Here is a 24,764-nt window from a genome sequence, read left to right on the forward strand (position 1 = left end):
AAATCAATGGGTCCTGAGCCTAAAGATTGAAACCTAATTCCGAAAACGCGTTATTGGCGAAGTTCGGATCTTCAGCGTCCGGCCATCCATGGGTCGATGAGCGGAACCCCTGCCACCTTTGAAAGCGCTGGTGTCGCGCAAGGCGACTGCAAAGTCGTGGGCGGCGGCGATGGCTGCGATATAACCGTCGGGCGTCGGAAAACCGTTGCCCATGTTGCTCGCCGCGACGGCAAGGTCGGCATAGTGGCGGGCGACGTCGGCGCGATGCTGGAAGAGTCGACGGGAGTCCAAGAGACTGATATCTCTGACTTATATTGCTGCCTGAAGTGAATGTGGAAGTCGGTGCTTGCATACCCCCGCAACCATACGAAATCCATTTAAAAACAAATACTCAGCCGCCGCCCCATGGGCGGCTTTCTGCGTTCCAGATGCACGCGCAGGGGGCACGTGGGCAACAAAATCTCGCGTAGTGAACGGGCGGCTGAAGATATGGCTTGGGAGACCTCAATCCGTGAAAAATGGGGAGCTTTAGAAAGGCAACGACATTTCATTAGCTGTTTATTGTCTCTGGCCGGTAAGGGACGGTTTTTATGGAAACGCTTTGTCAAATAGTCTCTACAAAGCGCAGTTTCTGCAGTCGATGGGGTTATGATAGGGCGTGTACCGAAGGTAAAACACTCCAATACCACCGTGTCCTTACAATAAGGTCTATGTGGTAATCTGGCTGAGAGGAAAAGATATTTAAGGGCGAGGGTGCGGTTTCCATGAGTTGAGAAGCAGGGCATTGCTTACGACTGACACGGAACTCATGGCCATGGCTGCGCCTGCGACAATGGGGCTGAGTAGACCAAAGGCCGCGAGAGGTACGCCCAAAATATTATAAATAAACGCAAAGAAAAGATTTTGTCTGATCTTGGAAAGTGTTGCATGTGAAAGTGAAATTGCATCAAGCACGCTGGTCAGATCGCTCTTCATCAAAATGATATCTGCCGTATCTCGCGCAATATCTGCTCCTGCGCCAATAGCGAAGCTAACATCCGCGGCCGCGAGTGCTGGAGCATCGTTAATGCCATCTCCGACCATGCCGACACACTCTCCTGTGGCGCGATATTTTTTTACGGTGTCTGCCTTGTTGGCTGGCAATACACCCGCAATGTAATCATTTATCCCAACCTGCTGCGCGACTACCCTGGCGGTACGTTCGTTATCGCCTGTTAGCATAATAACGCTAATACCAGCTTTTTTTAGAGCCTGAATGGTTGAAACGGCATCTGGACGAAGAGTGTCAGACAAGGCGATAAAGCCGAGAAACTGTTCTCCTTTTCCTACGCCAACAACGGTTTTCCCATTCTGTTCCAGATCAGAACTGATACTATCCGTTTCTAAAAAACCGTTATCTTTCAGGAAAATTGGCGACCCAAGAAAAGCGGAAACGCCATCAATCTGACCTGTAACACCTTTGCCTGGAATGGCTTTGAAGCTATTTACAGATTGAGTTTTCATCCCTTTTGCAACTGCGTAGTCTACAATCGCACGTGCAAGAGGGTGTTCAGATCCTGCTTCCAATGTAGATGCCACTGAAAGCAGAGCATCTTGCTTAATGCCGACTGCGGGTATCACATCAGAGACTGTTGGTTTTCCCTTTGTTAAAGTGCCTGTTTTATCAACAATCAAAGTGGTCAACTTCTGTGCCTGTTCAAGCGCATCTGCATTCCGAAACAAAATGCCGGCCCGTGCTCCTAGTCCTGTACCGACCATAATGGCTGTAGGCGTTGCCAGCCCCAAAGAGCAGGGGCATGCAATAACAAGCACCGATACTGCAGAAACCAGGCTCCATGTCGCACTGCCTGTTATAGCCCAACCAACCAGAAATGTTGTGGCTGCAACGAGAACAATTGCAGGTACAAAAATTCCGGAAACCTTGTCTGCCAGCCTCTGGACGCTTGCCTTGGAGCCCTGTGCCTGCTCAACCATTTTGACAATATGCGCCAGAGCCGTATTCGCGCCAACTCCTGTAGCTTTTACCCGCAGTAGACCATTAGTATTCATGGTGCCGCCAAAAACCTGGTCAGCTTTCTGCTTTAAGACAGGCACACTCTCCCCTGTGAGCATGGCTTCATCTACTTCTGATGTGCCGTCAAGAACTGTTCCGTCAACAGGGACAGTTTCACCGGGACGAACCAGAAAGATATCACCAACAGAGACATCGGCCACAGGACGGTCAGAGATCGCACCATTGCTTTCCACATGTGCTATTTGTGGTTGAAGCTGCAACAGACTTTCTAGTCCTGCACCAGTTTGACGTCTGGCACGCATTTCCATTAATTTTCCAAGAGAAATCAGTGTAATAATGGAAACACTGGCTTCAAAATAAAGCGGCTGATTCAGTTGGAATAACACCACAACAGCACTGAAGAAATAAGCGATGCTTGTGCCTAAAACAATCAGCACATCCATGTTGGCGGCTCCGCCACGGAGTGCGTTCCAGGCTTGTTTGTAAAACCGTCCGCCACAGAAAAATTGCACCGGGGTGGCCAGCAAAAGCTGTATCCATCCGGGCATCATGCCAGCATGGCTGAAAAACATGCTGACCATCTGAACGAGGAATGGAATGGCGAAAAAAGCCGTTAACAGAAAGTGATTGCGCTCTTTGCGCCATAATTCTTCGCGCTTTGTGCGCAGGCTTTCGGGCTTTTCTTCTTGTAAAGGATGTGCGCCATAGCCTGCTTTTTCAATGGCCGCCACAAAATTTTCTGGTTCGATAACACCGGGAACAAATTCAATATGAGCTTGCTCTGTCGCAAAGTTAACAGTTGCACGTGTTGCTGGGAGTCTGTTGAGAATTTTTTCAATGCGGGTGGCGCAGACGGCGCAGGTCATGCCGGAAAGGGAAAGGATCAGGCTGTTTTCGTCTACCGTGAAGCCTGCTTTGCGGACCGCATCGATAATCGTATCGACGGGTGGGGCTGATCCATCAAGCAGGATCTGCACTCTCTCAGAAGCCAGGTTGACGGTGGCTTTTACCCCTTCAAAACGGTTCAGAATTTTTTCAATACGGGCAGAGCAGGCTGCGCATGTCATGCCTCCAACGGAAAAATTGATAGCGTCTGACACGATCATCGCTCCTTAAGAACGCCTTGGTGGAAATATACCCCTCACCCGTATTTTTGAGTTTATCTCTAGTTCTCACTTCTGGCTAGAGGAGAGTCCGCACCGCGACTAACTTCCTTTTCCTTTTGACACAGAGAAAACAGAGGAACGCTTTTTCATTCTCTCTCTTGGAACGGGGTGTCTGTGCGGTGAAGTGGAGGGTTCGAAACCACCCTCCAGATTTTACGCTTATTGAAATATCAGGGAGTTATGGTCGTCATTCGGTTAGGGAAAGAGGGCTTTTCGGCCCTCCCGTAAGGGCATATTCTCAAGGTGATTGTTATGAAGTTCCGACCACATTGACCAGTCAGTTCTGGGCGTCAGATCTGTATGGTGATCCTTTAGGTAGTCTATATTATTAAAGGCGTGGATATTCTGATAGATTAGCAGACGCAATCTGTTACAAATATGCGGCAACAGAATGGAAAATCCATGGGAAGAGCCCCTCAGACATCAGCTTCTTCAGTAGAGTGCGAAGCATGTTCTTCTTCGGAGAGCCTGCCGGACAAGCGCGTGCAACAGCCGGGTAAAAAGGCTCTTGTTAACCGTTTGCGTAGAATAGAAGGCCAGATTGGTGGCGTTCTGAGTATGGTGGAAGATGACCGTTACTGCGTAGATATTCTGATGCAGATCTCTGCGGTCAAGTCGGCTCTTGATGGTGTTGCAATTCAGATTTTATCCGCCCATGCCAATGGCTGTGTCAGGAAGGCTGTAAAAGAAGATGACGGAGCCGAAGCAATAGAAGAACTTCTGGGTGTTATTCGAAAAATGATACGATAATATTGGAATATTCTCTACCAAACGGTTTCAGATATCCCTACCGCTCCAAAGTCTCTAATGGCTGGGGTAAGGCAGACGAAGGCTGCCCCATGTCCATTTTCTGGCAGGCTGCTTCTTCCTGCTGCATTTCGGGTGGTAGAGATTTTCCCTGCTTTTGCAAAGTCTCAATCTTGGCGCACAACGCCATTTGTTGATCCATCGTAAGGTGTATCATTTTTCCTTGTTGTTGTGGTTTTTTATAGATATCGGGCGTGTTCGCTTGTGATAGCGGAGTGCTGATGCCTACTTTGTTCCGCGGTTCTGCATGCGCAACATTTATGAAAAAGAAAGCAAGAAAACCAACATAAAGAGGAGACATGGCAAGATATTCCTGATGAAAGTAAGGGATTAGAACCAGCTTCTTATGCCAACAGTTAGTCTTAAGGACCCGGTTTCTTCTCCGTGGTCGTGGGCAATTCTGCGGGCCTGTGTAAGATAACCCGCGTATGTAAAGGCGATGTAAGGGGCAAATTTACGCCAGAGTTCGTATCGAAGCCGTAAGCCGGTATCAACATCTGATAGACCTGCTCCAACCTGTCTTCCGGTATCGGATTTGGTGTAAAGATTCAGTTCTGCCTGAGGCTGCAAAATCAGGCGATTGGTTAATAGAAAATCGTAAGATCCCTCAAAGCGGGCGGCAAAACGTCCGCGATCACTGACATATGCTGTTGCCTGAACTTCAAATTGATAAAGGGCAAGCCCCTGAATGCCTAATGCGCCCCATGTGCGTGTTGGTCCATCATCTATGTCTGCCCGCACGCCGCCCTGAATATCAAAATAGGGGGAAATGGCACGGCTATACAGAAGTTCATGGTCTCCATCATGCAGGCGACCGCGTTCCAGAGTACCTTCTGTCTTCAGCCAGAGCTTATTGTAATCTGAGCCATACCAGGCCTCTCCGTCCCAACGGAAATCCGTTCCAGACGCAGCATAACGGCCTTCAAATTCATCGAGAATACCGTGGAAATAACGGCCTTGATCCATGACGGGAGAAATATGGCCAACAGACACCACGGGTGTGTCAGACGGTGCATCGGCAGCATGGTCGGTTGTTTGCACGGCCCATGCGGGTGTGGCGTTTGCCAAGGGGATGACCAAAAGGGCCGCAAGTGGTAAAATCTGTTTCATTCCACAATCACCGTGCGAAACATGCCCAGATCCATATGCAGCATAAGGTGGCAGTGGTACGCCCACGTTCCGGCAACGTCCGCCGTGACCAGATAGCTCAGGCGGGAACCGGGTTGTGCAATAATGGTGTGCTTGTAGGGACGAAATTCTCCTTGTCCATTTTCCAGCTCACTCCACAATCCATGGAGATGAATGGGATGCTCCATCATCGTGTCGTTAATCAGCGTGAAGCGGACACGTTCTCCTTTTTTCAAACGAATAGGGCCGGATTCTGAATATTTGCGACCATTGAAGCCCCAGATGTAGCGCTCCATGTTGCCGGTGAGATGCAGGATAATTTCACGCGTTGGTGGGCGTGGATCAGCACCGGGCCGGGTTGCCCGCAACTGTTTGTAATTCAGAACACGCCGACCGTTATCTTCCAGCCCATCCCCGGGGCTGCCTAACCGGTCAACCGGCATGACGGCCACATTCTGGTTTTCCACATTCAACGGGGGCAGACCGGGATCATCCACTTCCATCGGTGGCATGGCCATGGGGCCCATATGGTGCATATGCTCCGTATGGTCAGCGCTCATTTCTGGCATATCCATTGTGGGCATATCGTGCCCGGGCATGGACATATCATCCATAGTCTCACCGGGTTTCATGGTCCCCATGCCCATGTCGATCATGGTGCGAACAGGTCGTGGGTCCATGGGGGGAATGGTGCCGATCATGCCTTGGCGCGGCGCGAGAGTGCCGCGTGCATAGCCCGTGCGGTCTTCACTCTGAGCAAAAATGGTATAGGGCCGCTCGTCCTGCGGGCGTATAATTACATCATAGGTTTCCGCCACACCAATGCGGAATTCATCAACCGGCACAGGCTCCACGTCGTTCCCGTCCGCCTGCACGATCAGCATTTCCAGACCAGGAATACGCACATCAAACAAGGTCATGGAAGACGCATTGATGAAGCGAAGCCGGACCCTTTCACCCGGGCGAAAGAGACCATTCCAGTTCATGTCCGGTGCATGGCCGTTCAGGAGATAGGTATAAATAACGCCGCTTACATCCGAGATATCAGTTACGGCCATCCGCATGCGGGACCAGGCAAGGCGATCCTTAAGAGCCGTCCATGCATTCCCTGCTTCCCGAGCTTCCTTGGGGAAAGAGGCCGCTGTGCGTTGCCTGAACGTGTAATAGTCATCCTGCATCTTGAGATTACTGATCATGTCCATAGGGGACACATCCGTCCATTCAGACAGCACAATCACGTAATCTCGGTCACACTGGTTCGGGTCAGGGTGAACAGGATCAATAACAATCGCCCCGTATAACCCCTGCGCTTCCTGCATGCCGGAATGACTGTGATACCAGTAGGTCCCACTCTGATGCACACGGAACCGATAGGTAAATGTGTCTCCCGGCTTGATGCCGGCAAAGCTTAACCCCGGCACACCATCCATATCAGACGGCACACGGACGCCGTGCCAATGAATGGAGGTATCTTCATGCCTGAGTCTATTCTCAACAGAGATGGAAACAGTATCTCCCTGTTGCCAGCGCAGAATGGGACCGGGAACACTCCCACCAATACAGGGGGCGTTCAGGCTCTTGTTATCAAGGCTTATACGGGTGTGATCGACCGTCAGGTTCCATAGGGAGGAGGCCTGCGCAGGCACAATGCCAGACGCGCTTGCCATGGCAGAAGCCGGATGTGGCAACGCTGCCGCCACACATCCTGCCCCCAACCCATTGATAAACCGACGACGTGTCAACCCACTCCGTTGAGGAAACGAAATGGACATTAGCAAAATCCGAACTGAAAATAGAGAACGCCCTTTCTGTCCGTCAGGACATCAGGACACGTTTCACATATCGGGCAGTCAGAATGTGCTGATTTTGGGTGGTGGAAGGAGGGGAAGCCGATCTGCTCCTACAAATCCGTTAGATCTGGAGACAAGAAAAGGCTGGCTGCTGATCACAGGGGCATATGCAACCATGACAGGTGCGGCCGGAGGAGGAATGTCTGACGATGCCGCATGCACATCACAACATTTTTCATGGTGGTGGACTGCCACGGCATGCAGGGCGTGATGCGCGCCATGACACTGCATTTTCGCTTTGTCATGACAGGAAACCATCATTGTCCGCGCTTCGTGGCTTTGTGCCTGAACGGGAGACGCGCCGGTAATCAATCCAATCTGCATGAGTAGGCACGCAAGCAGACCGATAATGGTCCGGCCATATATTCTGACCATCCAGCGCTCCTTTCCTTATGCAGTCACCACGAACATTGTGACGATTATACCCATGGGGGGCATACTGGAAAAGCTTTTATGTCTGAGTGGGGCAGACGCCGCTTATACGGGCCTCAATACGCGGCACAGAACAGTCTCCCCGTTCTCATGCGTTGATACGGGGAGAGATGGTGCGCCTTGTCTATCCTCAGGGTTTGGCTGAAGAGGGAGTGAGAGCTGTGTTCAGGACATAAGCGAGACGAACACCCGCCTTCATAAGCTGTTCCCGTACCACGGTTTGGGCGGCTGCATCATATCCCGGGGGCAGCGTGATCGGAGCGCTATCCTGTGAACAGCCGGGTTGGCTATCCAGTTGGTATGCATATTTCTGGGCGAACGAGAAACTTTCCTGTGCCCAGTCTGCGGGCGTGCCCTGCTGCCACTTCTGCTTGTCATCATATGTAATCTGCGTGAAGAGCTTGTTCGCCAGACTGTTCGGATCGGGATCAAGTTCAGACACCAAAGCGGTGTCCCAGTAAGAATGGAGGTTTGTGGTGCGGGGGCCGCCAAGGGCAACGCGGACACAGTTTCCGCCTTTGTCATGGTTATCAGACGCATGCAAAGGCTGGTGCAGATCGCCCACAAAATGCACAACATATTTTAGCGCTAGAATGCGTTCTGCAGGTGGCGTTTTAGGATCTGCCAATTCTTTCTCAAATTGAGGAATCTTGTTTACAATGCAGTCCTTGGCTGGTCCCTTGCTGGCAGGTCCATCCTGTGTCGGAAAGTTATAACACGCCTGGGCCAGATCTGGGTGGTCTAGCTCAATATCAACAAAATGCCATTCTCCGGTTTCCTTGTGTCCTGCTGCACGCCAGGCATCGGCCCATGTAGAGCGGGACATAAAATCCGGCGAGGTCAGGGTGTCTTTGTCCTGACGGAGGATAAGGTTGATGGTGTTGCGGGCCTCAGGCGTCAGGTAGTCCCAGGCAAGTGCGGCGACAACCTGATGGCCTTCCCGGCCCCAGGCAAGAGCCTGTGTGCTGGTGGTGGCCAGCCCAAGCATTACGCTTGCGGCCAACGAGAGCGAACCAATCCGTATTGTCATGAAATGTTACTTTTCTGTAATTGTTTTATGTCGCCCAAAATGTAGTGGCTTTTGAGGAGGACAGCCATAAGAAAATCCCCAAACCGTTTTGACTTAAAAACGGAATAACATTTTGTGAAAAAACTGGGGCAATATGTATCAGAAAGAATATGAAATTATTATGAATGTCTTCTATTAGAAAAATAACTGAATAAACTGTGCCGCAGGTTCCCCCATATTTCCTTGATGAAAGTAGGATTTGATGTTTCCCCAGCGGCACTTTTCAGTTTTCGCTTGCCTGATCTGTTCGACTGTTCTGTCGTCACCTCTCGTTGCAATGGCTGACACGGTGTCTGAAAAGAAGGCAGCGGGTGTTACACACAAACAGCGCCCGGCTCAGGCGGCCAAGTCGGATGAGCAGGCCCAGCCTCTTCCAACCATGCTGGGGCAAACGTCTCCTACCGATGAAAATGTGGAAGTGCGCGGCCATACGCGTGATCTGGGGGATGGTGATACAGGCAGGGCGTTTGGTGGGGGGCTGATGACACCAACGGATTCTCCCAAATCTGTTTCTGCTGTTACCCGTGATTACATTGCAAAACAGAACCCGGCCCTGAACCCCATGCAGTTGGTTCAGCTTCTGCCGGGCGCCAACGTTTCTGACAGTGATCCTTTGGGTATGACAGGCGGCAACATGTCTGTCCGTGGCCTGACGGATTCCCAGATGGGCTTTACGCTGGAAGGGTTTCCAATCAATGATATCGGGAATTTTGCTGTCTATCCGCAGGAAATTGTTGACGCAGAAAACCTGAAAACTGTTCGGCTGGCACAGGGATCGGCTGATCTTGATAGCCCACACATCAGCGCGTCTGGTGGCGTGGTTGATATGTATATGATTGACCCCAAGAAGGTCATGGGTGGGCATGTGGACATGACCTACGGGTCCTACAACGCCACCCGCGGGTTTGCCCGGTTTGATACGGGTTACATTGGAAATACCAATCTACGCGCTTATTTTTCCTACTCGCAGGGGCGTCAGGACCACTGGCGCGGTCCCGGTTGGGAAAACAAAAAACACGGCGAAATGAAGATTGTGAACGACTGGGGGGATGGAAACCGTATTTCTCTCGCTGTTGTAGGTAACTCTCTGAAAAACAATGCTTACCCGAGCGTGACAAAGGCAAGCTGGGATCGGTGGGGTATCGGTTTTGATAACCCGGTAGGCAGCAGCGGTCTGAAATCAGGAGATCCGGCAAACACCGTTTATGAACGCCATTATGTGAAAGGGGACAGCAATTATTACAAGCTGCGCCCCAATCCGTTCACAAACATCTATGCGTCCATGCCATCCACGTTCAAGCTGACCGACCATCTGGTGCTGACCGAAACCCCCTATTTCTGGTATGGTTACGGAAACGGTGGTGGTGGTTATTCAACAGACATGACCAAAATGTCTTATGGCAGCCAGACACTGCCTGGTTCCATAAACGGGGAAACACCTACGGGAAAGGTTATGTTGTATAATCCGTCCCTGACGGAAACCTATCGTCCGGGTGCGACCACCAAGCTGACATGGACAGCGGGCATCAACCGTTTGATGGTGGGGTACTGGTTCGAGTATTCCAAGCAGCGCCAGACTGCACCTTATAGCGAAGTGAGCAGTGATGGCACGCCCTTGAGCATGTGGGGCGACAGCAATAACGTTATTCTCAGTAATGGCGAGAAAGCTCAGTATCGTAATACGCTGACCCAGACGGAAGTGCATACGCCCTTTATTGGGGATAGCCTTTCTCTCCTGCATGGAAAGCTGACACTTGACGCGGGCCTGAAATATTCCATCGTGAAGCGGCGGGGCACGAACTATCTGCCTGATGTTGGTCAGAAATACGTCAATACAAACTACTACCAGGCTCTGCCAACGGCTGCGGTCCGTTACAAGATCGATACCCACAATCAGGTTTTTGTGTCTGTCGCAACAAATTATCGTATGCCACAGAACTATGCATTGTATGATTCAGGTTCTTATGTAGCTGGGTCGGGTTATTCAACAAAAGCCAACCCTGATCAGCGGCCTGAAATCTCCATTTCGGAAGAGGCTGGTTGGCGTTACCAGGGCGACCTGATCTCCAGTTCCATTACCTATTTCCATTATAACTTTACAAACCGCCTGTTTACGCAAACCATTACCAACGATAACGGCCAGTATTGGACAACCAATATCAACGGCGGTGGCGAACATTCAGATGGTGTTGATGCGGAAATCGGCACGCGGCCCATCTATCATATTCGTCCTTATGTCTCCTTTGAATATCTGCATGCTGTGAGTGATAGTAACCTGCCGGTCTCTTCTGGCGCGGTAACAGATTATATGCATACCAAAGGTAAAGTAGCGCCCCAGGCTCCGGCATATCAGGTTGGGTTTGGTCTGGATTATGATGATGGACACCGGTTTGTAGGGTTCAACCTGAAATATGTGGCCAAGCAGTATTCTACATTCATGAATGATGAGCACATTCCGGGATATGTGCGGATGAACGTCAATGTGGGCTACCGTCTGCCAAAGATGGGTATTTTCAAAAGCCCGACCATTCGCCTGAACCTGCAGAATATCTCTAACGAGCGTTATCTGGGCTGGATTAATGCCACTCAGGTCAATGCAAAAACTGCAACGGGTATCTTCGGGAATACGATTGGTGGAAAATCGGCCACTTATAAAATTGCGTCACCTTTTGCCGCGATTGCAACCATAAGTAGTGATTTCTAAGGAGAACTGGTCTGGGTCTCTCAAACGGGCTATTGTAACGGCCTTGTATTGACTGAGAGGAAAACCATGCCGGTTATCGGACGTAGAGGGCTGTTGAAAAGTGGCGGTGGGTTAATAACGGCAGGCCTTCTGGCGTCCATCAATCGGGCGTTGGCCATTCCGGCGGAGCGTCGGAGTGGCACGCTTGAAGATGTGGAGCACATTGTGGTGCTCATGCAGGAAAACCGCTCCTTTGACCATTATTTCGGCCATCTGAATGGTGTGCGTGGCGTGGGGGACCGTCATCCCGTCCGTTCCCCGGACGGGACGCCTGTGTGGTCTCAATGGCGCAAACAGGCGGGGGAAGGGCGGATCATGCCCTTCCAGTTACGCACCCATGTAACAAGTGCGCAGTGCGTGCTTGATCTTGATCATAACTGGACACCAACCCACGCGGCCATCAATGCCGGATGGAATGATCAGTGGCCCCGGCATAAAACCGACATGACAATGGGGTATTACACGCGGGATGATATTCCATATCATTACGCGCTGGCCGATGCCTTTACCGTTTGTGACCATTATTTCTGCTCAACCCCGACCCAAACGCACCCGAACCGTTTTTACCTCATGACAGGAACGGTCGATGCCGAGGGCGTGGGCGGTGGCCCGGTTCTGGATAATGTGGACTGGGTAGATCGCGCCTTTTATCCGGAGGTGCCCGGCCCGTTCAACTGGACAACCTATCCCGAACGCCTTGAAGCTGCCGGTGTCAGTTGGCAGGTCTACCAACAGGGCCTTTCTCCTTCTGATGTGGAAAACGGAAATTTTGGCACCAATGTGCTGATGAATTTCCGTAATTATGTGGAAGCACCGGAAGGGTCTCCTCTGCATCAGCGTGCCATGACAAAGCGAACGCTGGATGATCTACGGCAGGATGTAATGGCGGATCGTCTGCCCCAGGTTTCCTGGCTGTTGCCCCCTGCGGCTTATTCCGAGCACCCACGCTGGACGCCGGGATATGGTGCAACATATATTGCCCGGGTGCTGAATGCTTTGACAGCAAACCCGCAAGTGTGGGCCAAGACTGTTCTGCTTGTCATGTATGATGAAAATGACGGGTATTTTGATCACGTGCCTCCGCCGCAGCCGCCAACACCCGTGTTGCCCGGTAAAAGCACCGTGGATACGCGCGGTGAAATCCATGACCGGATTACACCCTATGAACCCAAGCGTTATACGGCGGATATGCTGCCGTACGGTTTGGGGCCGCGCGTTCCCATGCTGGCGCTGTCACCCTGGAGCGCAGGTGGCTTTGTGTGTTCAGAAGTGTTTGATCACACGTCTGTCCTGCGGTTTATTGAAGCCCGTTTCGGTGTGCGTGAAGAGAATATCACACCATGGCGGCGCTCCATTTGCGGTGATCTGACCAGCGCATTTGATTTTTCACGAAAGCAGGGCCTTAAGAACGGCCTGCCTGATACGGCAGATTACAAGCAACAGGTTGACCAGTCGTGCAAACTGCCTGACCCGGCCGTGCCGATGCAAAGTAATCTGTCTGATATTGGGGAACAGGAAGCAGGTGCTCGGCCCGCTCGGCCGCTCCCCTATGTTCTGGCGGTTAATGAGGTGAATGGTCCGCAGGGAAGCGTGACGCTTCAGTTTGAAAACCATGGAACAGTAGGTGCGTGTTTCTACGTTTATCAAGAAAAAACCAGTGAAAAGCCGCGTCGTTACACGGTGGGGGCTGGGGCATCCCTTCAGGATGAGTGGCGTCAGGCCGAAGGGTATGAACTGCATCTTACCGTTATTGGGCCTAACGGTTTCGCACGGTATTTCCATCGCCCAAGCCGGACATCAGTGCTTGTAACGGCTCAGGACAATCCGCAGACTGGTGAGCTGTTGATGACATTTGCCAATCGGACGGCCCATCAGCACATACTGCATCTGCATGATAAGGCTTATGGCCAACCGCAGCAGAGCGTAACGGTGCCAGCGAATGGGGTGGCGCATAAAGCACTTGCGCTTGCCCATAGTGACCACTGGTATGATATTAGCGTGCGTGTCGCGTCGGAACCCAAAACGGAAAGCCGGTTTGCTGGCCACGTTGAAACCGGAAAACCCAGCCGGACCGATCCGGCTTTGGGGGCTCCTATTCTGCAGTAACTGAAAGTCCGGACAGAGAGTTGAAGAACTCATCTGTCCTCATTATTTCAGGTCGCACTGGGTATTCTGGTGCGGCCTATTTTTTTAATCAGCAAGAAGCGGATTATGGGCGGTTTCAGCCTCAAACTGTTTGAAATTGTTCTCCAGCGCCATTTGCAGACGGGCTTTTTCATTTTTGCCAAGGAAAGCGCGGCATTCTGATGTGTCAGGCGTCTGGCAGGCAGGAAGGATTTTCCCATCATGCCACAAGCTTGCGCCCGGAATGAACGCATACTCCAACCCATTGCGGGAAAGTTGCTTCATATCCTGATAGCTCAACGGCCAAGTTGTAGCGGCCCGCAGATATTCCTGGGTCAGGTCTCCCCGTGATACCCCTTCATCATCGGTGGAAAGAGCGACAGGAACACCGGCCCGCCGATACAATGCAAAAGGATGCGCCTTGCCTTTGATGTTTAGAATAACATCGTTGCTGGTCAGGTTGATTTCCACCATGATTTTTTTCTGAGCCATTTCTTTCAGCAGGCCGGTAGCATCATTTTCCCACATGATGTCCACCCCGTGCCCGATACGGCGTGCTCCTGCTATCTCTACAGCGGAGCGGATATGGTGGGTCAGGCCCTCCGGCGGTACAAGGCCCGGCGTCAGCTCACCAGCATGCAGGCTTAGTTTGACATCAGGATACACGCTATTGAGGGCCTGAAACATGCGCATATGCTGGTCATAATCGCGCATGGAAACAGGATCATCTTCCGGGCAAACAAAATTGACGCCGACAAACCGTGGGTCAGTATGGGCAATTTCGTATCCAGCATAAAGTTGCGCAAACACAGCCGAAGGCGCCACGATGCGGAGGGTCTGGTAAAGATAATGCACGGCCACCTTGCAGCCTGGGTGCGCTTGTGGCGTGCCACATTGCAACACATGCTGGGCCTGCTGTTCCATGTCGTCAGTTTCATGGCGTGCCGTGGCAACCAGCGCGGGCAGGTCTGCCTTAAGCGCCTGCATGGCGTCAGCATAATTCTCATCATGCAAGGGGTGGGCGTTTCCGCTGGCAATCATACTGCCCAGTCCGGGTGAGATCATTAGTTCTACGTAGGTGATATGATCCTGCGCGGCTCGATCAAGCGCCTCGGCCAGACTGTCTCCTGCGTGTTTGTCAGCAGCAGGCCCAAAGCCGGCGAAGGTGGCAAAGAAATGGTCATGGCCGGAGCGATCATTGGCCGTGGGCACAAAATCCCGCATGGAGAGGGCATCAATCATACGGTTTTCGGCAGCTTCATTCGCCAGAAGCGCCGTGGCAGGCCATTCTCCTTTAGCCGGGGTGGCGGCGCAGGCTCGGGGCAGGATGGTTCCCTGCTCCACCGAAATGCAGAGCCCATCCTGTGCGGCCCACTTCAGATAACTTTCCGCATAAATGGCTCCAACCAGATGGTTATGCAGGTCAGCCCCTTTGGGGAACTGGCGCATGAACACAGGTAGCCGCACGGGGTCTGATTGCAGGGTGCTGAAAATATGCGCCGTTTTCTGCTCGTCTGGTGTGGCTGCCTGACAAAGGGAAAACGGTGTTGTCAGAATGGCAGAGGCCAGAAGCAGAGCACGAACAAACATACAGGAACACCATCCGGGAAAGACGTGGTTTATCATTGCTGGGTAACAGAAATCATTCCACTCCAATATCGGATTTATACAGAAGTCAGACCGTCTTTCAAATTCATGCGGGACCGTGTTGCCCTGAGCTTGTCCTCCGGGGCTTGTTTACGCAGAGAGAAGGCTGATTGGCCGGGGTATAGCGGAGAATACTGGCAACAGCGGCATCATGCGGCAGAGGGGTGCCATAAGAGCTATGATAACGCGTGGCAAAGGCTTCCCGCTCCAACCGTTCGCAATAGTCCAGATACCGGATCAGTGCTCTTTCGGCTCTGCGCGTGGGGCCATGCACCCGTTTATAATGCCGCCACAGAATCAGCGCATTGACGGACCACGCATCATACGCATGTTCCCTTAGCCTCTGGCGAATGGACGGTGGCAGTTGTTCAAAAGCAGACCACTCGTCTCCCTCATGACGTTGCCAGATTTCATGACGCACCGTCCGCTCGTTTGATGGAGGGGGCTGCTGATGAGGGCGCTGGCTGGGTGTGGACAACCAAGGCTGATAAGCGGACATGCCTTTGCCCATCATGCCGCTTCACGCTTCCAGATGGGAAAAGGGTCTGGCAGGTGCGCATAGCGTTCGGGCTCAAAGCGGGGAGCACCGTCTTCAGGTATCAAGCAGTCGTCCAAAGCAGCGCGTAGCGCGCTTTCGTCCATGTCCTGCGTGCCAATGAACACAATTTCCTGTCGCCGGTCTCCAAACACAGGGTCCCATTTGCTCAGCACGAAGTCGCGCCACTGGTCTGTATCGGGCCACTGACTTTTGGGGATGGCCGCCCACCATAACCCGATGGCCTGATTACGCACCAATGCCCCAGCCTGCCCCAGTTCTCCTACCCAGTCAGGGCGCGTGGCCAGCCAGAAATGCCCTTTGGCCCGCACCACACCTGGCCAGTTGGCATCCAGAAAATGCTTGAATTTTGCGGGTTCGAATGGTCTGCGCGCACGGTAGACAAAACTGCGGATGCCGTATTCCTCGGTCTCTGGGGTATGGTCCTGAAAGCCGTAGAGTTCCTTGAACCAGAGCGGATGCTGGTGTGCTTTCTCATAATCAAATCGGCCTGTGTTCAGAACACGCTCAAGGGGAACCTTGCCCATGTCCGTCTCAATCACATCGGCATCAGGGTTCAGGGCCAGTACAATCTGGCGTGCTGCCTCTACCTGTTCCGGTGTGGCGGTGGAGACCTTGTTGATCACCACAACATCGGCAAATTCAATCTGTTCAACCAGCAGATCCACCAGCGCGCGATCATCTTCCTCGCCCGCTGTTTCTCCTCTGTCTTTCAGGAAATCGGTGGAGGCATAATCCTTGAGCAGGTTTACGGCGTCCACCACTGTTACCATAGTATCAAGCCTTGCGCTGTCGCTCAGGCTGTTGCCATCTTCATCCCGAAATTCAAATGTTGCAGCAACGGGCAGGGGTTCTGCAATGCCAGTGGATTCAATCAGCAGATAATCAAATTTCCCCTCCGATGCCAGCCGATGAACCTCCTGCAAAAGATCATCCCGCAGGGTGCAGCAAATGCAGCCATTGGTCATTTCCACCAGTTTTTCATCGGTGCGGGAAAGACCGCCTCCGCCTTCTCGCACAAGATCAGCGTCAATATTCACTTCGCTCATGTCATTCACAATAACGGCCACCTTGCGGCCTTCCCGGTTATTGAGAATGTGGTTCAGCACTGTTGTCTTTCCGGCTCCAAGAAAGCCGGAAAGAACGGTAACGGGCAGCAATGCGGGCATGGAGGGGGCTCCCTGAAGCTGAAAGAGGCGTGGTCTGCTTTATATGTTATAGTATAACATAACGCATCCTGATCGTTCAATCGTCTGCAATGTTGGTGCTGCATGGGGAAGGAAGCGCTGTTTTCTTGACACTCTGCGCGTTTTGGCGGCATCAACCCGGCTTGATGGTTCTCTCTCCGTTGGGGAGCGATGTAAAAGGGAACCGGGTGCGGTGCCGCGTTGCGTGGCCATCAAGGCCCGGGCTGTCCCCGCAACTGTAAGCGGCATGCTCTGCGCCTACTGGCTGGTAAGTCAGGCCACTGGGAGGTTCTCCTGGGAAGGCTTGGGCAGAGTGGACTACCGCAAGCCAGGAAACCTGCCATCAGCTGGGGTCGCAGACGGGAAATGCTGATCGGGGGGTGTCAGCAGGCAGACTGGACCATGGGTGTTCCTGAGAGACGGGAGCAGCCAGCGTCAGGCTTTCTCTCGTGGCGACGTCTTTTTACCGCGAGGCCTTTTTCTCTGATGTTCCGCAAAACACTTCTGGTCGGTTCCAGCGTCTTCACTCTGTGGGGAGGCATCGCACTGGCGGCTGATGCACCTGTTTCAAAGCCACAGAAAGGTCTGCCTGCCAAAAAACAGATTGTGGCTGTATCGGCGTCCTCCGCCTCTCAGCCACTCTCCAGTCAGGCGGTATCGGAACTGATAACAGTCAGTGCAGCCCGTACTCCTACCCGAACAGATGATATTGGCACGGCTCTTACCATCATCACGGAAGAACAGATGCTGACCCAGCAGCGCCGCACGTTGCCAGATATTCTGGCACGTCAGCCGGGGCTGAACGTAGTGCGCTCTGGCGGGTTTGGGGCGACAACGGCCATTTTCATGCGCGGCAACAATGCCAATGAGGTAAAGGTGCGGCTGGACGGCATGGACGTGAACGATGGCAGCTCCGCCAGCGGCATGTTTGATGCCGGGCAGTTTGTAACGGATGGTCTCGGTCGGATAGAAATTCTGCGTGGCCCACAAAGTGGTCTTTACGGCGCTGATGCCATGGCAGGGGTGATTGATATGACCACGGCGCAGGGGCAAGGGCGTTTCAAACCGTTTGTCCGGATAGAAGGCGGATCATATGGCACCTTCAATCAGGTGATAGGCGCGCGCGGCAGCAAAGGGCGCTTCCATTATAATGTGGAATTGTCCCACTACCGCATGGAAGGCTTCCATTCTATCCCGCGATATATTGAGCGCTATTATGGTGCCACGCAGGAGCAGCGGCACAAAGGCAACCGTAATGATAACCGGTCTGCCAATATCCGGCTTGGTTATGATGTGACCCGGAACTTTGATCTGGGCCTGACTGCACGTCTGATCCAAAGCAACTACCACACATATTCCCTGTACGATCTGCAAAGCGAGGCCTATGGCGGTGGAAATGTGCGGGAACAGAACAATATGAATCAGGCCGTGGTGCGGGGTACGGCGCATCTGGTGTCTTTCAATGGTTTTTTTGATCAGGTCATCGGTCTTGGGTACATGACCAACCGCAACCGGTGGAACGAAACGGGCCTTTATGCCACCGGGCCGGACTATTATCGCTCAAGCCGCCTCAAGATTGACTGGCATGGCACGTTTGATTTCAGGAAATACGGCACACTGCTTATTGGCGCCGAACATTTTCATGATACGTTTGATTCCAGCCATACGGCTGCTTCTGCCTATGATACCGGCTACCATACACAGGCCAGCATGGATACTACGGCAGGATATGGTCAGTATCAGGGGAACTGGAACCATATTCTGTATGGGGCAGCCAATATCCGGTATGATTCCAATTCCCGTTACGGAAATTACGTGACATGGCGGGTAGCTCCCTCCATCCATATTCCCCACACCGGCACCATCATCAAAGCCAGTGCCGGGTCAGGTTTTCATGGCCCTACACTGTATCAGCTTTTTTCCAATCAGGTGGGGTCCAGTTATTCCCAGACAGGTAACTCGAACCTACGGGCTGAAAGACTGATCGGATATGATGCCGGGGTGGAACAGAAGCTATTGGGCGACAAACTGCATTTTGGCGCAACATGGTATGACAACCGCGTCAAAAACCTGATCCAGTCCACGGAAAATGTTCAGATGGTAGGGGGGTATCCCTATTATCAGTATTCCTATGGCAACGTGGCGCGTGCGCGCATGTATGGCGTGGAAGCCTTTCTGGACTGGCAGGCGCTTAAAACGCTTGATTTCAACCTGAATTATACCTGGACCCATGCACGCGATCTGAGCAGCAATCTGCCTTTGCAGCGCCGACCGCAGCACAAATTCAACTTCAACACCACCTGGACCCCCATTCAGGATCTGACGTTCTCAGGAAATATTCTTTATGTCAGTGGCTGGCGCGATCTTCCTGTTATAGGAACATCCTATTGCAGCACCTGCGGCAAGGGGCATGGTTACTTCACCGTAGATATAGCCGCAAATTACAAGATTAACCGTTATGTCAGCATTTTTGCGCGCGCCGATAACCTGCTGAACCGGCAGTATGAAGAGCCAATCGGCTATCTTCAGCCCGGCCGAGGGGGATATGGTGGCGTGACACTGAGCTACTGATGTACCAGTGGCTGCTTCGGCTGGGGCTGTATGGCCTGCTGTGCATGGTGCTTCCTGCCCCAGTAAAAGCGGCCGCGCGGATTGTGTCTCTGAACCTCTGTACGGATCAGTTGAGCTTGATGCTGGCGGATCGGGCCGAGATTGCAGGACTCAGCCCGTTGGCGCGGGATTGTTCTGGTTCGGTGCTCTGCCAAAAAGCGCAGGCTATGCCAGTTCTTGCTCCTACGGCGGAAAACGTGATTGGTGCCCACCCTGATGTTGTGCTGGCAGGGCAGTTTACCGCTCGGGTGGCGGTAAAAGCCGCGCGGGAGATCGGGGCGCATGTCCTCACACTCCCTCCGGCTTCTTCTCTCGCGGATATTCCTGTCCAGATCATGCAGGTGGCGCAGGCGGTAGGGCATCCTGAACGGGGCAGGCAGATGGTTGAAGCCTTCCAGAAGCGTCTTGCTGAACTTAGTCTGACGCGTCATTCGGATGATCCCGTGGCTGTGGTGTATGAAGCCAACGGCTTTGTGGGCGGTTCAAATTCCCTGCCAGATGATGTGCTGGCACATGCCGGTTTGCGTAATCTCTCAACCGTGGCAGGTATTACTGCTGCGGGAAGGGTGCCTCTTGAAACCTTGCTGGCGCAGCAGCCAGATCTTCTGGTGCGTGACAGATCTGGTCAGGGTTATTCCATTGCGCAGGCCATGCTGGATAATCCGGTGTTGAAACAGTTTTTTTCAAAAAAACATGTGGTGGATATTCCCGCCTCCCTGTGGTTGTGCGGCCTGCCTCAGACACTGGATGCCGTTGACCTCCTGCGTCAGGCGCGTGAGGGCCTGATACAGACGGAGGGGACACAATGAAAACCCGCGGCTGGATACTGAATGGTGGGCTGGTGGCCTGCATTATAGCGCTCTCCGCCGTGTCCCTGTTGTGGGGGGAACATGCGTTTTCGTTCACGCAAGCATTGCGGGAATGGCTGGCTGGGCAGCATACGGCAGAGGCTGTTATCTTAGGGGAACTGCGCCTGCCGCGTATGCTGCTGGCTATCATGGTGGGGGGAAGTCTGGGGCTTTCTGGTGCTGTGTTGCAGGGCTATCTGCGTAATCCGCTGGCAGACCCCGGGTTGCTCGGGGTGTCAGGCGGGGCAGCGCTGGGCGCGGTGTGCGTGTTTTATACGGGGCTCGCGCAACTGGGGCTTGCTATTCTGCCGCTGGGTGGGCTTGCCGGGGCACTTGTGGCAGCCGCCCTGCTGGTCATGCTGGTGGGGCGGGGTGGGGCCTTGGTCTTGCTGCTTGCCGGTGCGGCACTCAGTAGTTTTACAGCAGCACTGACAGCCATGGTGCTCAATCTGGTACCAAGCCCTTATGCGTCTTTTGAAATCATGCGCTGGCTTATGGGGTCTCTGACTGATCGTACCATGTTGGATGTCCTGCTGGTGTTGCCCGGTGTTGTCCTGGGTACTCTTCTTATGGCGTCTTCCGCTCGGGCGCTTGATGCTCTGACTATGGGGGAAGATGTCGCCACAACGCTCGGTTTCCAGTTGAAAGGCATCACAGGCGTGCAGATGCGTATTGTTATGGGTACGTCTCTTGCCGTTGGGTCCTGTGTTGCCGTCTCTGGTGCAATCGGGTTTGTGGGGCTTGTTGTTCCGCATCTGCTGCGCGGGCTTGCGGGCCATCGGCCATCACGCCTGTTGCTGCCCGCCTTCCTTGGTGGCGCAACACTGCTTTTGGGTGCGGATGTGGTGGTGCGTTTGGCCGCCACGCACAAGGAATTACAGATTGGCGTTGTGACGGCCCTGATTGGGGCTCCGGTGTTTTTCCACAGGGTGATCCAGTTCAGAAAGCGCGGAGGGTTCTGATGCTGACCGTTACCGCTCTCTCCTGCCAGATTGGCCAGAATACGTTGCTCCGTTCCGCGTCTGCTACTTTTCCCGCAGGATGTGTGACGGGGCTTATCGGCCCTAATGGTGCGGGCAAAAGCACCCTTTTGCGTATCATGGCGGGTCTGACCGTGCCCACCACAGGGACTGTTTTGGTGCAGGGCCATACCCTTGCTGCGCTCACGCCAATGGAGCGTGCCCGGTTGCTGGCTTATATGCCGCAGGATATTCCGCCGTTTCCGCCCATGCCTGTGCGTGAAATCGCATCTCTGGGGCGTCTGCCATATGGCGAAGGAGCCAGTCAGGCCGAGCATCATCCCGCTGTTGGTCGTGCTCTGGCGCTGACCGGTTTGCAGGCTTTGGCAGGACGTGCTGCAGATCAGCTTTCAGGGGGAGAAAGAGCCCGCTTGATGCTGGCGCGGGCTTTGAGCACAGAGACGCCCGTGCTGCTGGCGGATGAGGCTGTGGCCGCGCTTGATCCGGCCCACGCGCTCTCGGTCATGCATCTTCTGCGGGCGCTTGCGGCGGAGGGCCGCTGCATTGTGCTGGTTATTCACGATTTGCTTTTGGCAACGCGGTTCTGCGATCAACTGGTACTGATGAAGGACGGAGAAACCGTAAAAAGCCTGCCGCCATCAGGCCTGACGGAAGACATTCTTCAGTCCGTTTATGGCGTCACCACCCGCCGGATTGAGCAGGGATGGGTTCCGTGGGATCTGGCAAAAGCTCCCCGGTGAGAGAGTGGTTGTTCCAGACGCTTGAGCCGGTTTTTCAGGCTCCTCTGGCGCTGGCAGCACGAATACTCGCGGCTGACATTTTTGCGCTCAGATCGGCAACATCCTGAATATCCATAAGCGGGTTATGGGAGATATAGAGCAATGCTTCCAGCCCGGTTGTCAGGACCGTGGACGCAATAAAGTTCATGCGATCCGGGGAAATATGCTGCATGCTGACAGTCTGGATCAGCTTTTTTTTCAGATCATCCAGCATCTCGCTTGTTTCTGGCATGCTGAACAGGCGCGCTCGGACATGGTGCTGGTTCAGTTCAAAAAAACGGGGTGCGCCGCTAATACTCAGTAGCTCGCGCAACACGGCATTATGGCTTCTGACAAGCATCTCCTCCAGCTTATCCGTCTCACACCGGGACTGTAGAATGGCACTCCGAACCCGTTGGATAATTTTGATCAGAAGCAGATCAAAAATGACATCTTTGGTTTTGTAGTAATTATAGAAGCTGCCAGGTGAGACCGTGCTGACGGAAACAATGTCCCGTATGGTGGCGGCATCAAAACCAAGAGTGGAAAAAACTTTCCATGCGGCGCTTTCCAGAGCGTCCTGCTTGAAGGCTTTCGTCATTTCGCGCTTTTGAGACGCACGATAAGCCCCACGCTTTTTGGCGCCTGCTGCACTGTCCTCAGAAAGTTTATCCTGTTGTTGCCGTGCCAACGGTGTTCACACTCCTTGCTAATCCCTCAATACGTTAAAGATTTCCACAAAACGTCAAACAAGTATAGCCGCAGGAGCATGGCTCCGGCCTCATAGGCGATGTCTTATAATTATGACTAATGTGTCAAAATTATAAATCTATGCGTTTTAATAGAAAATAGAGGACAAAATAGGTTCTGATTTTGGAATTGTATTAAAAACAAGGTTATATACTTAAATATGCGTGTCTATTTTTGGAATTAGGTTCAAAATTTAATAATAAATAAAAATGAAATCCCACCAAAAAAGTTGACGTCAAAGTCGCAAATTGTATGGTGCTCACGGGATAGCGATTTGGGCGTAGGGAAGAAAGCCTGTCGGGGTGCTGCGCCATATGGGGCAGCTTTCTGCTGGAGCGCGCAGCACGCTCTGCGTTTCCTTGCGACAAAAAATCGGGGAGAGCGCGACGTGCCGATGAAATGTCATGACATGACCCAAACCATGCAGGAAACAACCCGGCGTGGTGTCGGGAGCAAACGCTGGCAGAAGCCAGTTTACCGGGATTTTCTTCCGCCCTGTAACCATGCCTGCCCTGCTGGTGAGGATATTCAGGGCTGGCTTTCACATGCTCAGGCCGGTGATTACCAAAAGGCATGGCAGGCTCTGGTAGCCAATAATCCTATGCCGTCTGTTCATGGGCGCGCCTGTTATCACCCTTGTGAAAATAGCTGCAACCGGGGCGATCTGGATGCGCCAGTGGCCATTCATGCCGTGGAACGTTTTCTGGGTGATCTGGCGCTTCAGAATGGCTGGAGTTTTCAGGCTGCTCCGCCAACAGGCAAGAAAGTCCTGGTTGTTGGGGCCGGTCCGGCTGGGTTGTCCTGCGCCTATCATCTGGCACGGTTAGGGCATCAGGTGGAAATTCGGGATGCCGCGGCTGAACCGGGCGGCATGATGATGCACGGTATTCCCGCCTATCGTCTCCCGCGTGCGCCGCTTCAGGCGGAAATTGCCCGCATCACTGCCATGCCGGGCGTTAGCTTGCGGTGTGGTGAAGCCGTGGATGATGTTTTGAAAGCCCAGAAGGACGGCGGTTTTGATGCTGTTTTTGTGGGTGTGGGTGCGCAACTTGCCAATCATCTGAACATCCCGGCATCTGATGGTAAACGCATGATCGATGCGGTGGATATGCTGGCGGATGTGAGCAAGGGCGGCAGACCGTTCCTCGGGCGTTCGGTAGCGGTTGTCGGCGGCGGCAATGTCGCCATGGATGCGGCCCGAACAGCTGAGCGGCTCGGTGCGCAGGATACAGTTCTGGTTTTCCGTTACGATGCAGCGCATATGGAGGCCCTTCCGGCGGAAGCCGCCGAGGCATTTGCCGAGGGGGTGAAAATCAAATGGCTCAGTGTTGTTGACCATTTTGGCACGGATGGCGTGACCATAGAAAAAGTGACGCTGAACCCGGACGGCAGCGTTACCCCAACAGGGGAAACCACACATCTACCCGCCGATGCCGTGGTGATGGCGGTTGGCCAACATAGTGATCTCTCCCTTGTGAAAAAAGCGCCCGGAGTTACGGTCAACACACATGATACGATTGATGTTGATCCGGCAGTTCTGATGACGGGCCACTCCGGTATTTTTGCTGGCGGAGACTGCATTGGTGGCGCACGAACCATGACCGCCGCAACCGGCCACGGAAAACGCGCTGCTCGCGCAATAGATGCCTATCTGGCTGGCAGGCGATACCAGCACCCTGATACGCATCCGTTGGTGACAGCAGATATGCTGCATCTGCCTGATTACAGGGAGACTACACGCCAAAAGCAGCCTGTCAAAGATACTGAAGATCGAAAAGATTTTTCGGAAATAACCGGAGGGCTTACGGAAAAGGCGGCCCGTTATGAAGCCGGCCGCTGCCTTTCCTGCGGTAATTGCTATGAGTGCGATAATTGTTACGCCGCCTGCCCGGAGCAAGCCATAACCCGGTTGGGGCACGGAAACGGATACTCTGTCTCTCTCGATCTGTGTTCCGGCTGTGCCGTGTGTGCGGAACAATGCCCCTGCCATGCCATAGAAATGATGCCTGAACCAACAGATGCAGCAGCACCTGTTGGCAGCCTTGGAGAGCCCATTACGCCAACGCAGTTCAAAGTGCGGGCATAAGGAGGGAAC

19 protein-coding genes and 1 riboswitch are annotated in these 24,764 nt (G+C 53.2%); of the genes, 9 read left to right on the forward strand and 10 right to left on the reverse strand.

Annotated features, from left to right (window positions below; translation table 11 throughout):
* Positions 1 to 96: 96 nt before the first annotated feature.
* Positions 97 to 330 carry a hypothetical protein gene (locus AD948_RS18155; protein ID WP_061471373.1) on the forward strand — a complete coding sequence of 78 codons (234 nt, stop codon included), beginning with the start codon at positions 97 to 99 and terminating at the stop codon, positions 328 to 330.
* Between the two features lie 411 nt (positions 331 to 741).
* Here the strand turns inward: AD948_RS18155 and AD948_RS07610 are convergent, their stop codons facing one another.
* Positions 742 to 3,120, reverse strand: a complete 2,379-nt coding sequence (locus AD948_RS07610) for a heavy metal translocating P-type ATPase (protein WP_061471374.1) — start codon at positions 3,118 to 3,120, stop codon at positions 742 to 744.
* A 462-nt stretch (positions 3,121 to 3,582) separates the two neighbouring features.
* Here AD948_RS07610 and AD948_RS07615 point away from each other — a divergent pair, with 462 nt between their 5' ends.
* Positions 3,583 to 3,930, forward strand: a complete 348-nt coding sequence (locus AD948_RS07615) for a metal-sensitive transcriptional regulator (protein WP_156478982.1) — start codon at positions 3,583 to 3,585, stop codon at positions 3,928 to 3,930.
* Between the two features lie 37 nt (positions 3,931 to 3,967).
* Here AD948_RS07615 and AD948_RS07620 read toward each other — a convergent pair whose 3' ends face one another.
* The 5 genes from AD948_RS07620 to AD948_RS07640 form a co-directional block, all read right to left on the reverse strand.
* Complete coding sequence (locus AD948_RS07620) at positions 3,968 to 4,288, reverse strand: hypothetical protein (RefSeq protein ID WP_061471375.1); 321 nt, start codon at positions 4,286 to 4,288, stop codon at positions 3,968 to 3,970.
* A 29-nt stretch (positions 4,289 to 4,317) separates the two neighbouring features.
* Entirely contained in the window at positions 4,318 to 5,097 is a 780-nt protein-coding gene (locus AD948_RS07625) for a copper resistance protein B (RefSeq protein ID WP_061471376.1), read from the reverse strand.
* Complete coding sequence (locus tag AD948_RS07630) at positions 5,094 to 6,887, reverse strand: copper resistance system multicopper oxidase (RefSeq protein WP_061471377.1); 1,794 nt, start codon at positions 6,885 to 6,887, stop codon at positions 5,094 to 5,096. The genes AD948_RS07625 and AD948_RS07630 overlap by 4 nt, the downstream gene beginning before the upstream one ends.
* 78 nt (positions 6,888 to 6,965) lie before the next feature.
* Positions 6,966 to 7,340, reverse strand: a complete 375-nt coding sequence (locus tag AD948_RS07635) for a hypothetical protein (RefSeq protein ID WP_061471378.1) — start codon at positions 7,338 to 7,340, stop codon at positions 6,966 to 6,968.
* A gap of 187 nt (positions 7,341 to 7,527) precedes the next feature.
* Positions 7,528 to 8,427, reverse strand: a complete 900-nt coding sequence (locus AD948_RS07640; protein WP_061471379.1) for a S1/P1 nuclease — start codon at positions 8,425 to 8,427, stop codon at positions 7,528 to 7,530.
* Between the two features lie 316 nt (positions 8,428 to 8,743).
* Between AD948_RS07640 and AD948_RS07645 the strand changes: the two genes are divergently transcribed.
* Together AD948_RS07645 and AD948_RS07650 are read left to right on the forward strand one after the other, a co-directional pair.
* A complete protein-coding gene (locus tag AD948_RS07645) occupies positions 8,744 to 11,170 on the forward strand; it encodes a TonB-dependent receptor (protein WP_082782363.1) in 2,427 nt (808 codons plus the stop codon).
* 66 nt (positions 11,171 to 11,236) lie between these two features.
* Positions 11,237 to 13,315, forward strand: coding sequence for a phosphocholine-specific phospholipase C (locus AD948_RS07650; protein ID WP_061471380.1), 2,079 nt, complete (start codon positions 11,237 to 11,239; stop codon positions 13,313 to 13,315).
* Positions 13,316 to 13,399: 84 nt separating this feature from the next.
* On the opposite strand, the gene AD948_RS07655 is transcribed toward AD948_RS07650, so the two are convergent.
* The 3 genes from AD948_RS07655 to zigA all read right to left on the reverse strand — a co-directional run bounded on the left by AD948_RS07655 (position 13,400) and on the right by zigA (position 16,705).
* Entirely contained in the window at positions 13,400 to 14,923 is a 1,524-nt protein-coding gene (locus AD948_RS07655) for an adenosine deaminase family protein (RefSeq protein ID WP_061471381.1), read from the reverse strand.
* A gap of 103 nt (positions 14,924 to 15,026) precedes the next feature.
* Positions 15,027 to 15,479 (reverse strand): DUF6525 family protein, encoded by a 453-nt coding sequence (locus AD948_RS07660; protein ID WP_061471404.1) that lies wholly within the window; start codon positions 15,477 to 15,479, stop codon positions 15,027 to 15,029.
* A gap of 11 nt (positions 15,480 to 15,490) precedes the next feature.
* Complete coding sequence (gene zigA, locus AD948_RS07665; RefSeq protein WP_061471382.1) at positions 15,491 to 16,705, reverse strand: zinc metallochaperone GTPase ZigA; 1,215 nt, start codon at positions 16,703 to 16,705, stop codon at positions 15,491 to 15,493.
* A gap of 148 nt (positions 16,706 to 16,853) precedes the next feature.
* Positions 16,854 to 17,082: riboswitch (cobalamin riboswitch) on the forward strand.
* Positions 17,083 to 17,206: 124 nt separating this feature from the next.
* Here zigA and AD948_RS07670 point away from each other — a divergent pair.
* Genes AD948_RS07670 through AD948_RS07685 form a run of 4 tightly spaced genes read left to right on the forward strand, consistent with a single transcriptional unit; the run spans position 17,207 to position 21,901 of the window.
* Complete coding sequence (locus AD948_RS07670; RefSeq protein ID WP_408736058.1) at positions 17,207 to 19,294, forward strand: TonB-dependent receptor plug domain-containing protein; 2,088 nt, start codon at positions 17,207 to 17,209, stop codon at positions 19,292 to 19,294.
* Positions 19,294 to 20,142, forward strand: a complete 849-nt coding sequence (locus AD948_RS07675; RefSeq protein ID WP_061471383.1) for an ABC transporter substrate-binding protein — start codon at positions 19,294 to 19,296, stop codon at positions 20,140 to 20,142. The genes AD948_RS07670 and AD948_RS07675 overlap by 1 nt, the downstream gene beginning before the upstream one ends.
* Positions 20,139 to 21,143: a FecCD family ABC transporter permease gene (locus tag AD948_RS07680; RefSeq protein WP_061471384.1), complete on the forward strand. Its 1,005-nt coding sequence runs from the start codon at positions 20,139 to 20,141 to the stop codon at positions 21,141 to 21,143. The genes AD948_RS07675 and AD948_RS07680 overlap by 4 nt, the downstream gene beginning before the upstream one ends.
* Positions 21,143 to 21,901, forward strand: a complete 759-nt coding sequence (locus AD948_RS07685) for an ABC transporter ATP-binding protein (RefSeq protein ID WP_061471385.1) — start codon at positions 21,143 to 21,145, stop codon at positions 21,899 to 21,901. The genes AD948_RS07680 and AD948_RS07685 overlap by 1 nt, the downstream gene beginning before the upstream one ends.
* A 34-nt stretch (positions 21,902 to 21,935) precedes the next feature.
* On the opposite strand, the gene AD948_RS07690 is transcribed toward AD948_RS07685, so the two are convergent.
* The gene (locus AD948_RS07690) at positions 21,936 to 22,610 is read right to left on the reverse strand and encodes a TetR/AcrR family transcriptional regulator (RefSeq protein ID WP_006557990.1); all 675 of its coding nucleotides are present in this window, start codon (positions 22,608 to 22,610) and stop codon (positions 21,936 to 21,938) included.
* Positions 22,611 to 23,063: 453 nt separating this feature from the next.
* Here AD948_RS07690 and AD948_RS07695 point away from each other — a divergent pair, with 453 nt between their 5' ends.
* Complete coding sequence (locus AD948_RS07695; RefSeq protein ID WP_248845963.1) at positions 23,064 to 24,755, forward strand: NAD(P)-binding protein; 1,692 nt, start codon at positions 23,064 to 23,066, stop codon at positions 24,753 to 24,755.
* Positions 24,756 to 24,764 lie beyond the last annotated feature (9 nt).

Origin of the sequence: Acetobacter senegalensis (genome assembly GCF_001580995.1) — a bacterium.
In the GTDB taxonomy this organism is placed as follows: Bacteria; Pseudomonadota; Alphaproteobacteria; order Acetobacterales; family Acetobacteraceae; genus Acetobacter; species Acetobacter senegalensis.